General features: G+C 58.9%; 12 protein-coding genes. 8 read left to right on the top strand and 4 right to left on the bottom strand.

Translation table 11 applies throughout. The features are described from left to right. Positions 1-47: 47 nt before the first annotated feature. Positions 48-473, bottom strand: a complete 426-nt coding sequence (locus ACRESJ_RS24980; RefSeq protein WP_431760293.1) for a GNAT family N-acetyltransferase — start codon at positions 471-473, stop codon at positions 48-50. 146 nt (positions 474-619) lie between these two features. Here ACRESJ_RS24980 and ACRESJ_RS24975 point away from each other — a divergent pair, with 146 nt between their 5' ends. Further along, complete coding sequence (locus tag ACRESJ_RS24975) at positions 620-1,060, top strand: hemerythrin domain-containing protein (protein ID WP_431760292.1); 441 nt, start codon at positions 620-622, stop codon at positions 1,058-1,060. Positions 1,061-1,160: 100 nt separating this feature from the next. On the opposite strand, the gene ACRESJ_RS24970 is transcribed toward ACRESJ_RS24975, so the two are convergent. Continuing rightward, entirely contained in the window at positions 1,161-1,673 is a 513-nt protein-coding gene (locus ACRESJ_RS24970) for a methylated-DNA--[protein]-cysteine S-methyltransferase (RefSeq protein ID WP_431760291.1), read from the bottom strand. 99 nt (positions 1,674-1,772) lie between these two features. Here ACRESJ_RS24970 and ggt point away from each other — a divergent pair, with 99 nt between their 5' ends. Both ggt and ACRESJ_RS24960 read left to right on the top strand, forming a co-directional pair. After that, positions 1,773-3,533, top strand: coding sequence for a gamma-glutamyltransferase (gene ggt / locus ACRESJ_RS24965; protein ID WP_431760294.1), 1,761 nt, complete (start codon positions 1,773-1,775; stop codon positions 3,531-3,533). 67 nt (positions 3,534-3,600) lie between these two features. Then, on the top strand, positions 3,601-4,134 hold the full coding sequence (locus ACRESJ_RS24960; RefSeq protein ID WP_431760290.1) for a cysteine hydrolase family protein: 534 nt from the start codon (positions 3,601-3,603) through the stop codon (positions 4,132-4,134). A gap of 153 nt (positions 4,135-4,287) precedes the next feature. On the opposite strand, the gene ACRESJ_RS24955 is transcribed toward ACRESJ_RS24960, so the two are convergent. Continuing rightward, a complete protein-coding gene (locus ACRESJ_RS24955; RefSeq protein ID WP_431760289.1) occupies positions 4,288-5,190 on the bottom strand; it encodes a LysR family transcriptional regulator in 903 nt (300 codons plus the stop codon). 198 nt (positions 5,191-5,388) lie between these two features. Between ACRESJ_RS24955 and ACRESJ_RS24950 the strand changes: the two genes are divergently transcribed. The 3 genes from ACRESJ_RS24950 to ACRESJ_RS24940 all read left to right on the top strand — a co-directional run bounded on the left by ACRESJ_RS24950 (position 5,389) and on the right by ACRESJ_RS24940 (position 8,540). Further along, complete coding sequence (locus tag ACRESJ_RS24950) at positions 5,389-6,888, top strand: purine-cytosine permease family protein (protein WP_431760288.1); 1,500 nt, start codon at positions 5,389-5,391, stop codon at positions 6,886-6,888. Continuing rightward, positions 6,885-7,730 (top strand): nitrilase family protein, encoded by an 846-nt coding sequence (locus tag ACRESJ_RS24945; protein ID WP_431760287.1) that lies wholly within the window; start codon positions 6,885-6,887, stop codon positions 7,728-7,730. Before ACRESJ_RS24950 ends, ACRESJ_RS24945 begins: the two co-directional genes overlap by 4 nt. Positions 7,731-7,811: 81 nt before the next feature. Beyond that, positions 7,812-8,540, top strand: a complete 729-nt coding sequence (locus tag ACRESJ_RS24940) for a gamma-glutamylcyclotransferase (RefSeq protein ID WP_431760286.1) — start codon at positions 7,812-7,814, stop codon at positions 8,538-8,540. Here ACRESJ_RS24940 and ACRESJ_RS24935 read toward each other — a convergent pair. After that, positions 8,437-8,892 carry a helix-turn-helix domain-containing protein gene (locus ACRESJ_RS24935; protein ID WP_431760285.1) on the bottom strand — a complete coding sequence of 152 codons (456 nt, stop codon included), beginning with the start codon at positions 8,890-8,892 and terminating at the stop codon, positions 8,437-8,439. The two genes, ACRESJ_RS24940 and ACRESJ_RS24935, sit on opposite strands and share 104 nt — an antisense overlap. A 239-nt stretch (positions 8,893-9,131) precedes the next feature. Between ACRESJ_RS24935 and ACRESJ_RS24930 the strand changes: the two genes are divergently transcribed. Together ACRESJ_RS24930 and ACRESJ_RS24925 are read left to right on the top strand one after the other, a co-directional pair. Continuing rightward, complete coding sequence (locus ACRESJ_RS24930) at positions 9,132-10,052, top strand: LysR substrate-binding domain-containing protein (protein WP_431760284.1); 921 nt, start codon at positions 9,132-9,134, stop codon at positions 10,050-10,052. A 92-nt stretch (positions 10,053-10,144) separates the two neighbouring features. After that, complete coding sequence (locus ACRESJ_RS24925; RefSeq protein WP_431760283.1) at positions 10,145-10,654, top strand: DUF1993 domain-containing protein; 510 nt, start codon at positions 10,145-10,147, stop codon at positions 10,652-10,654. Positions 10,655-10,774: the final 120 nt, after the last annotated feature.

The following is a 10,774-nucleotide window of genomic DNA, read 5'->3' as shown; positions in this document are numbered from 1 at the left end:
CAAAAGATCGCAGCCTGCGGCAGCTCCTACAGGGGGCCGAGTATTGATCAATAGGCCAGGCGTTTCTGGAAGAAGAAATGCTTGTTTCCCGGCGGGTAGTCAGCGATGTGGCCGATCTCGCTGTAGCCCTGTTTCCTGTAAAACTCCGGTGCCTGGAATTCGAAGGTATCGAGCCACAGTCCGATGCATTTTCTTTCCCGCGCCAGGTCTTCGGCCATCTGCATCAGCTTCGTCCCCATGCCTTGTCCCCGGGCCTGTTCCGGCACAGACAACAGATCGATGAACAGCCACTGATAAAACAACCGGGCATAGAGCCCGCCGACGATTTGGTCTTTGTCGTCGCGTACCAGTAAGGCAATGTTCTCGGGCACGGCGCCCTCGGCCTTGGAGGCATTGTAGGCCCGCAGCGGCAGCAAAATGGCCTGGCGTTCTTCTTCGGTGGGCGTTGGCGAAAACTCTATTCGCAGGGTCATGGCTATATCCTTATGGCGTTGAAACCACAGCCTATCGTGGTCGCTGCCAATGATCCATCACCATGACGCGGACGGAACTGCCGCCAGCGCGCAGATGTCATTCCTTGTGACGCGCCATTGCAGAGTGCGACCGATGAGGACCCGCCGTGAACATTTTCGAAGCCTTGCGCGAAAGCCATGAGCGCCAGCGTACCTATGCCAAAGCCCTGATCCACACCAGCGGCGACAACCCTGAACGGGTCGAGGCCTACAAGCAGCTCAAGTCAGAATTGCAGGCCCATGAAACCGCTGAAGAGCGGCATTTCTATATTCCGCTGATGGAGTTTGACAACGGCGTCGACCTCAGTCGCCATGCAATTGCCGAGCATCACGAAATGGACGAAATGATGGAGGAGCTGGACGAGACCGAGATGTCCAGCCCGGCCTGGCTGGCAACCGCGAAGAAGCTGTCGGAAAAAGTTCACCACCATCTCAAGGAGGAAGAGCAGAAGTTCTTCCAGATGGCTGGGAAATTGCTCGACGACAAACAGAAAGAGTCGCTGGCGACCCAGTACGAGAAGGAATACAAAGCGCAGCTACTGGCCTGACCCAGTCCCTGTAGGAGCTGCCGAAGGCTGCGATCTTTTGACTTTGATTTTTAAAAACAAGATCAAAAGATCGCAGCCTTCGGCAGCTCCTACAGGGGTATCAGAAGCCTTCGAGGCGTGGTGTTCCGGGCCAATGGCCGCCTTCGAGGGTCAACAACGTTTCCTTCGCTTCAAGCCCCCCGGCAAACCCGGTGAGTTTTCCCGACGCGCCGATCACCCGATGACACGGCGCAACGATCGATAACGGGTTCCTGCCGTTCGCCGCACCCACTGCCCGCACCGCGCTCGGGTTGCCGATCTGTTCGGCGATCTGGCTGTAGCTGCGGGTCTCGCCGAACGGAATGGTCAGCAACGCCGCCCAGACCTGCTTCTGGAAGGGCGAGCCGGCAAAATCCAGCTCCAGATCAAAGCGCTGCCGGGTGCCGGCGAAGTATTCCTTCAACTGCTGGACGGTACGAACCAGTATCGGATTATCGGCAGCCTCGTTCATCGGCCCCAATCGCACCCGACCGGGTTTATCGTTTTCCCAGAGGATGGCTGCCAGTCTCGAACCGTTCGCAACCAGCTTCAACTCGCCGACCGGGGAGGCCATGGTGGTCCAGGTATAAGTCATGCTGCAGACGGCGCCCAATTGTTGAACAGACGTTAAGGATACTGCTTCACCGGGGAGGCGCAAAACGGAATCCCGACCATACTTGCCTACTGCTTTGGTATCGTTCCGTTTAATAAGAAGAAGAGACCGACTAGGAAGTACGAACCTTTTGCCAAATCGCTGATTGCGACCTCCTTGGCGCTCAGCTGCCTGACTGCCCATGCGGCCTCCGTGGCGCCGGTCGCCGCCGAAAACGGCATGGTGGTGACCGCCCAACACTTGGCCAGCCATGTGGGCGTGGATGTGCTGAAGAACGGTGGTAACGCCGTCGACGCCGCTGTGGCGGTGGGTTATGCGCTGGCGGTGGTATACCCGGCGGCGGGTAACCTGGGAGGGGGTGGTTTCATGACCATTCAATTGGCCGATGGGCGCAAGACCTTCCTCGACTTCCGTGAAAAGGCGCCACTGGCCGCTACCGCCAACATGTACCTCGACAAAGATGGCAACGTCGTGCCGGACCTGAGTACCCGTGGCCACTTGGCCGTCGGCGTGCCGGGCACCGTGTCCGGCATGGAACTGGCCCTGAGCAAATACGGCACCAAACCGCGCAAGGAGGTGATCGCCCCGGCGATCAAACTCGCCGAAGACGGTTTCGTGCTGGAACAGGGCGATGTCGAATTGCTGGAGTACGCCACCGACGTGTTCAAGAAGGACATGAAGGACTCCGGCTCGATCTTCCTCAGCAATGGCGAGCCCATGCAGGTCGGGCAGAAACTGGTTCAAAAGGACCTGAGCAAAACTCTGCGGGAAATCTCCGAGAAGGGCGCTGACGGTTTCTACAAAGGCTGGGTCGCCGATGCCATCGTCACGTCCAGCCAGGCCAACAAGGGCATCATTACCCAGGCCGATCTCGACAAATACAAGACCCGTGAACTGGCGCCAATCGAGTGTGACTACCGCGGCTACCACGTGGTTTCGGCACCGCCACCGAGCTCCGGCGGTGTGGTGATCTGCCAGATCATGAACATTCTCGAAGGCTATCCGATGAAGGACCTGGGCTACCATTCGGCCCAGGGCATGCACTACCAGATCGAAGCGATGCGCCATGCCTACGTAGACCGTAACAGCTACCTCGGCGATCCGGACTTCGTGAAAAACCCGATTGCTCATCTGCTGGATAAAAACTACGCGACCAAACTCCGTGAAGCGATCAATCCACAAAAAGCCGGCATCTCCAAGGACCTCAAACCTGGCGTAGCGCCCCACGAAGGCAGCAACACCACCCATTACTCCATCGTCGACAAATGGGGTAACGCGGTGTCGGTGACCTACACCCTCAACGACTGGTTTGGCGCCGGTGTCATGGCCAGCAAGACCGGGGTTATCCTCAACGACGAGATGGACGACTTCACCTCCAAGGTCGGCGTGCCGAACATGTACGGTCTGGTGCAGGGCGAAGCCAACGCCATCGCGCCCGGCAAGGCACCGCTGTCGTCCATGAGCCCGACCATCGTGACCAAGGACGGCAAAGTGGTGATGGTCGTGGGTACCCCCGGTGGCAGCCGCATCATCACCGCAACCCTGCAGACCATGCTCAACGTCATCGACTACGGCATGAACATCCAGGAAGCAGTTGATGCGCCGCGCTTCCACCAGCAATGGCTGCCGGAGGAAACCAACCTGGAGGCCTTCACGACCAGCCCCGACACGGTGAAGATCCTCGAAAGCTGGGGCCACAAGTTCGCCGGACCCCAGGATGCCAATCACCTGGCGGCGATCCTGGTCGGCGCGCCGTCCCTGGATGGCAAACCGGTGGGCAAGAACCGCTTCTACGGCGCCAACGATCCACGACGTAATACCGGGTTGTCGCTGGGTTACTGACGGTTGTGTTTGAAAGGGGACGGGCTTATGTTCGTCCCCTGATTCGTCCACTGCTCAAGGAAGGACCATGAAGACCGCGCTACTCATCATCGATGTTCAACAAGCCCTGTGCACCGGCGAGTACGAGTGCCATGAGATCAAACGGGTCATCGACACCATCAACGGCCTGAGCGCCAAAGCTCGTAGCGCCGGGATTCCGGTGGTGCTGATCCAGCACGAAGAAGAAGGCGAACTGTTCAAGCATGGCGCCCCGGGCTGGCAACTGGCCGAAGGGCTGCAAACCTCGCCCACGGATCACCGCGTACGCAAGACTACCGGCGATTCGTTCTATCAGACCAACCTGCCACAGTTGCTGCCGGTGCAGGACTTTGAACGCCTGGTCATCTGCGGTCTGCAAACCGATTACTGCGTCAACGCAACCCTGCGTCAGGCGCACCAAATGGGCTACGACGTGGTGCTGGCCGCCGACGCGCACTCCACTGTCGATAATGGCAATGAGAAGGCCGAAGACATCATCGTTGAACACAATCGCGATTGGGCAGACCTGAGCAGTTCGGTGGCGCGGATCGATGTCATTCCGACCAGCCAAATTCGCCTCTGAAACCACCACAATCACTGTGGGAGTTGATCGTTCCCACGCTCCGCGTGGGAATGCAGCCCGGGACGCTCTGCGTCCCAATCAAGAGCCGAACGCGGAGCGTCCGTTGAGGCATTCCCACGCAGAGCGTGGGAACGATCAGTACAGGAGGTTATTTCATAGCGAGCCGAAGATATCGATCAGCTCATTCAAAAACGCACTCACCAAATCCCGCTGCCGCGCCGAATGCCTGACCGCCGCGTGGAACCCCACCTCATAACGCAACAACTGCGGATTAAGCGGATGCAATTGCCCCAGCTGTTCATGTCGAGCGGCATAGTGCTGCGGCAGAAACCCCAGGTGCTGACCCGACAGAATCAACAGGGCAGCACCGTCCATGCTGTCGGTGAGCACTGTCAGGCGCTCGATGGAGGTGGGGGCCGGCATTTCCGGTAAAGGGTGGCTGGGCCAGACCCAGTCATACTGGCTGACGTCCTCGCGGGTCAAAGCGCCCACCTGTTCGAACAGCGGGTGCGAGGGCGCGCAATAGGCGATCTGGGTTTCCTGGAAAAGCGGGAAATAATCGATGTTGGGCAAGCGGTGCCAGAAGTACCCGATGGCCAGGTCGATATGGCTGTTGATGATTTTCTCTTCGAGTAGCGACGACGACAGTTCGGTGAAGTGAAAGTACAGCCCTTCATGCCGAGCCCTCAGGCGAGCAATCGCCAGGCCGATTTTTTTGTTCGCCACCGGATCGATCTGCCCCAGTAGGCCGATGTTGAGGTTGCCCGAGACTTTACGGTTGATGTGCTGGACCTCGACCCGAAAGCCCTCGGCTGCCGCGAGCAGGCGCCGGGCCGCTTCGACAAACTGAATGCCCTTGGGCGTTACCGAAAAACCACCGCGACCCCGTTCACACAGGCGAAAACCCACCCGTGCCTCCAGCGTCGCCAGTTGCGCGCTGATGGTCGGTTGCGTGGTGTTGAGCGCGGTTTGCGCCGCCGATATCCCGCCCGCTTCGACGACGGTCAGAAATACCCGGATCAAGCGCAGATCCAGCTCCGTGACAGATCCCAGCATGGGGCTCCCGTTATTCGATTACATAGACGCCGATCTATGTGAACAGTGCGTCTGAGATATTTTATGGTGCAGGCCTTCGCCATACATTGCAGGGAAACCAGCGTCATCGTTAGCTTTTTCTGGAGTTTCAGCTGATCCGGATGTCGAAACGACCGCTGCGCTCAAAACAAAAATAATCAACTGCATAGGAACCATCGTATGTCAGGGTCCCCAGTTTCTGCCCATGCCACCGAGGTGAGCGGCGGGTTGGCCATCGAAGGCCACTCGATCGACTACATCCCGGAAAATGAGCGTCACGCCAAACTCAGCAGCCAGGGGCCGTTCTGGTTTCTCGGCAACTTTCACTTCTTCACCATTTCCATTGGTTTTGTCGGCCCCAGCCTGGGCTTGTCCGCGTTGTGGACCATGCTGGCCGGCGCGCTGGGTATCATGTTCGGCACTATCTTCATGGCTTTCCATGGCTCACAAGGCCCGGAAATGGGCCTGCCGCAGATGATCCAGTCCCGTGCCCAGTTTGGCTATCGTGGGGTGATCCTCGCGTTGCTGGCGACGATGTTTGTGTTCGTCGGTTTCAACGTGGTGAACATCTCGTTGATCATGAACGGACTGGAGCATGTGTTTGGTGTTGACCCGACCATCGTGGCGGTGGCCGTGGTGTTGATCGGCGCGCTCCTGTCGATCTACGGCCATGACCTCATGCACAAGGCCTTCAAGTGGGCGTTGCTGGTGACCTTGCCGTTGTATGCGCTGGTGACGATCGCCCTGATGTTCGGCGTGGGTTCCGAAGGTGCAGCACCGGCGACCGAGCTGGGTTTCAGCTGGATTGCCTTCGCCACGCTGTTTGCCATTGGCGCGAGCTACAACATTTCCTATGCGCCTTACGTTTCCGACTATTCCCGTTATCTGCCAAAAAACACCAACCGGCCGAAACTGATCGCGGCGGTGTTCATCGGTGCTTCGTTGTCGGGTAGCTGGATGATCGGCCTCGGCGCCTGGCTCGCCCAGGAACTCAAGGCTGCCGATGCGCTGGTGGCGCTGAATCAGGTTGGCTCATCGATGATTCCGGGGCTGGGCAATGTGCTGGTGATCGTATCGGTGGCGGGGTTCCTGCCGATCATCGCGCTCAACACCTACAGCGCCATGCTGACCTTGCTGACCGGTGCTGATTCGATCAAGAAAATCACCCCGACGCCCCGTGCCCGCGTACTGTCGATCAGTGCGATCAGCGTCATTCTGTTGACCTGCGTTTTGTCGATCAAAGGTGACGGCATCGCGCTGCTCAATACCTTTCTGGTATTGCTCCTGTACTTCCTTGTGCCGTGGACCGCCGTCAACCTGGTGGACTACTTCTTCGTGCGCAAAGGCCGCTACGCGATCGCGCACTTCTTCACACCCAATGGCATCTACGGTGCCTGGCAGTTTCGCGGCATCGTCTCGTACCTGATCGGCTTCGCGGCCATGGTGCCGTTCTTCTACATCTTCGACGCCAGCGCCGGTAAAGAAGTGTTCGTCGGCCCGATGGCACGCATGCTCGAAGGCGTCGATATCGCGTGGCTGGTGGGGTTGGTGGTGTCGGGCCTGACGTATTACATCCTCAGCCGTTCGCTTGACCTGGATGCCGAACGGCGGGTGATTGATTCGGTTACCGAGAGCGACATCGTCGCCATGGCTCATCAATCGGCGGAGACAGTTCGTTGAACAACGTAAAAAACACCGTGGTCGCCTGTTGCCAACTGGCACCGAAAATCGGCGACCTCGCTTACAACCGCACGCTCACCGAACGGGCCATTCGTTCAGCGGCGTTGCAGGGTGCACAGATCGTGGTGCTGCCGGAATTGGTGCAAAGCGGTTATCTGTTCGCTGACCGCAACGAAGCGCTGGTGCTGGCCGAAACCCAAGAGGGTCCGACGCTGCGCCTGTGGCAAGCGTTGGCTCAGGAATTGAACATCGTTGTGGTGGGCGGTTTCTGCGAACGGCTGGACGGCGATGAACTGGCCAACAGCGCAGCGATGATCGATGCGCAAGGGCTGCGGGCGGTGTACCGCAAGGTGCATCTGTGGGATGCCGAGAAAGCCATTTTTAACGCCGGTGATGCAGCGCCACCGGTGATCGAAACGATCCACGGGCGTATCGGCATGCTGATCTGCTACGACCTGGAGTTCCCCGAGTGGGTGCGACTTCCGGCGCTGGCCGGTGCCGATCTGCTGTGTGCGCCCGTCAACTGGCCTGATGGCCCGCGCCCGCAAACCGAGCGCCCGGCGGAGGTCTTGCGGGTGCAGGCCAATGCTTCGGTGAACCGGATGTTCATCGCTGCGTGTGACCGTTATGGCCACGAGCGTGGTGTGAGCTGGGTGCAGGGCTCGGTGATTGTCGATGCCGATGGTTATCCACTGGCAGGGCCGGCGGAACAGGGCGGCGAGCAGATATTGCTGGCCTCACTGAACCTTGTCGAAGCGCGTAACAAGCGCATCAGTGAACGCAATGACCTGCATCGGGACCGACAGCCGCAGTTGTATGGATTGAGCAGCAGGGTGCAGTAGCGTTCGGCATGTAACACGGGACAATCTGGCGTGCGCTGCTAGGCTTTTATGTTCGAGTCGGATCCATATTGAGAGGCGGATATGGACGCACGCAAACCCCGGCAATCCAGCAGGAGAAACCTCACGGCGGAACTGGTCGCCCACGTCGAACGGTTTGAGCCAGACCCTGGTCCGGAACCGGGCACCACCGAACACACGCCAGCAGAATTCGATGTCATGGTCGAAACCCTTTTGCGTGAATACACGCCACGGGAGTTGTGGGTATTCGCCTACGGTTCGCTGATCTGGAATCCGGAGTTCGAATTCGAGGAGCGCCGCAGCGCCACTGCATTTGGCTGGCATCGCTCGTTCTGCCTGACGCTGACACGGTGGCGCGGCACCCGCGAATTGCCAGCGCTGATGCTTGCCCTCGACCGTGGCGGCAGTTGCCAGGGCTTGGCTTACCGCCTACCGGCGCAGGACCACTTCAAACAGATTGCGCTGTTGTTGGCACGGGAAATCGATGCCAATCCGCCAACCAACGTGGCGCGCTGGATAACGGTGAAAACCGAATCCGGACCATTGCGCGCATTGGCTTTTGTCGCTGCACGGGATGGCAAGGCTTATGCCGGCAAGTTGCCGATGGACGCGGTCGCCAGGGTTCTGGCCCGAGCAGCGGGACATTGGGGGTCGGCGGCGCAATACTTGTTTCGTACGGTGACCATGCTCAAAGAGCAAGGGATTCGTGATCGTAATATGAGGCGGCTTGAAAGCCTGGTGGCGCAAGAGATCGAGGCTTCGTTGCCCGACACCGCCAGGCAAACGGATTGATTCCTTCGCTGCGGGTAAACATGTGGCAGAAATGCGCCTGGTCGCAGAAGCCGCACTCCAGGCTGATTTGCGTCAGGCTCAGGTCGGTGTGCTGGATCAGCTGTTTGGCGCGGGCGATACGTTGCTGACGAATCCAGTCCTGGGGCGAGAGACCGGTGCTGCATTTGAAGGCGCGGGAGAAATGACTGCGCGACAAGGAGCAGGCCCGGGCCAGGTCGGTCACTTCCAGTGATTGGCCAAGGCATTCGAGAATCAGTTGCTTGACCAACCGTTCGCGCTGCGGGCTTAGGCCGCCGGTGCCGGATTTGTGCGGTTCGCTGGCAGGGGCGACGGTTTGTAGTGAATGAGCCATGGCCAATGTCCGTGTCGGTGGGAATGCGCTGGCGTACTGCACCGTAGACCCTGCAACGTGGTCCAGCCCAATCCCTCTGGATAAAAACAGCGCTTCGCAGAGGTTTTCATTGTTGTGTGACACTCAAAGACTGACGAGTTAAACGTTGTTAATTCCTCCTGATGCGCGGGAAGTCTTGAGAAAAGTCAGACACAATTGCCACATTCGCGTCTGACTGAATTCACAAGGAAACCGTGCCTATGAACCGAAACGACCTGCGCCGCGTCGACATGAACCTGCTGGTGATTTTCGAAGCGCTGATGTTCGAAAAGAACCTGACCCGCGTTGCGGAGAAACTGTTCATGGGCCAACCGGCCGTGAGTGCGGCGCTGGGGCGTTTGCGCGATCTGTTCGACGATCCGTTGCTGTTGCGCAATGGTCGTGGCATGGAGCCGACGGGGCGGGCGCTGGCGATTCTCAAGGAGTTGCAACCGGCGATGGACACCATCTCCGGTGCGGTAAGCCGAGCCAAGGAGTTCGACCCGGCAACCAGCTGCGATGTGTTTCGCATCGGGCTGTCGGACGATGCCGAGTTCGGTTTGTTTCCGCCGTTGTTGCGCCATCTGCAGGAGGAAGCGCCGGGAATTGTCGTGGTGGTGCGGCGGGCCAATTATCTGTTGATGCCGGCATTGCTGGCTTCGGGGGAAATTTCAGTGGGCGTGAGTTACACCACGGAACTGCCGGCCAATGCCAAGCGCAAGAAGTTGCGTGACATTCCCTGCAAGGTGCTGCGTGGGGACGATCGCCCCGGGTCGCTGACGCTGGACGAATACTGTGCGCGACCCCATGCGATGGTGTCTTTTTCCGGTGACCTGAGCGGCAACATCGACCTGGATCTGGCCAAGGTTGGGCGGTGTCGCAAGGTGGTGTTGGGCGTGCCGCAGTTCAGTGGTTTACGGGCATTGCTCGCGGGCACTGAAATGATCGCCACGGTGCCCGATTATGCGGCTTGCGCGTTGGTGGAAGGGTGCGGTTTGCGCGCCGAGGATCCGCCGTTTGAGATTGAAGCGGCGCAGTTGTCGATGGCCTGGAGTGGGGTGCATGACAATGACCCGGCAGAGCGCTGGCTGCGTTCGCAGATCAGTCGCTTTATGGCTGCCCCCCTGGATATCCACGGCTAAGGGCGTACGACAGCTGAACGGATAAAAAAGAGCCGTCTCGGCAGGGCCGTGCATGGCTATAATCGGCCCACCTGTCATCAAACGAGACTGCCATGACCATTCCCCTGTACGACGCCTCCGTGCCTGTTTTCCAGCAAATGCTCAACGCCCTGAGCGATGTGCTGAAAAAGGCCGAGGCCCACGCCACCGCCAAGAACATCGACCCGAACGCCTTCCTGCAAGCCCGTCTGTACCCGGACATGTTCCCGCTGGTGCGCCAGGTGCAGATCGCCGTTGATTTCAGCAAGGGCGTGTCCGCGCGTCTGGCTGAGATCGAGCTGCCGAAGTACGACGACACCGAAACCACTTTTGCTGAGCTGCAAGCACTGATCGCCAAGGTCCTGGCGTTCATCGGCGAGATCAAGCCGGAGCAGATCAACGGCAAGGAAGGCATCGAAATCGTCACCCGTCCGGGCACGCCGAAAGAGAAGCGCTTCTCTGGTCAGGCTTACCTGCTGACCTACGGCCTGCCGCAGTTCTTCTTCCATGTCACCACCACTTATGCGCTGCTGCGTCATAATGGCGTGGAAGTGGGCAAGCGCGATTACATGGGCGCGTTCTAAACCGCCTGGGTTAAAAAAAACCGCCAAGGGTGTTCGCCTTGGCGGTTTTTTTGCAGATTGAATGCTAAAAGATCGCAGCCTTCGGCAGCTCCTACATGGGTCATGCGTACACCTGTAGGA

The organism is Pseudomonas sp. (assembly GCF_050739655.1).
Classification (GTDB): domain Bacteria; phylum Pseudomonadota; class Gammaproteobacteria; order Pseudomonadales; family Pseudomonadaceae; genus Aquipseudomonas.
The sequence above is the reverse complement of the archived record's forward strand: the minus strand, read 5'-3'. Positions and strand labels throughout refer to the sequence as shown.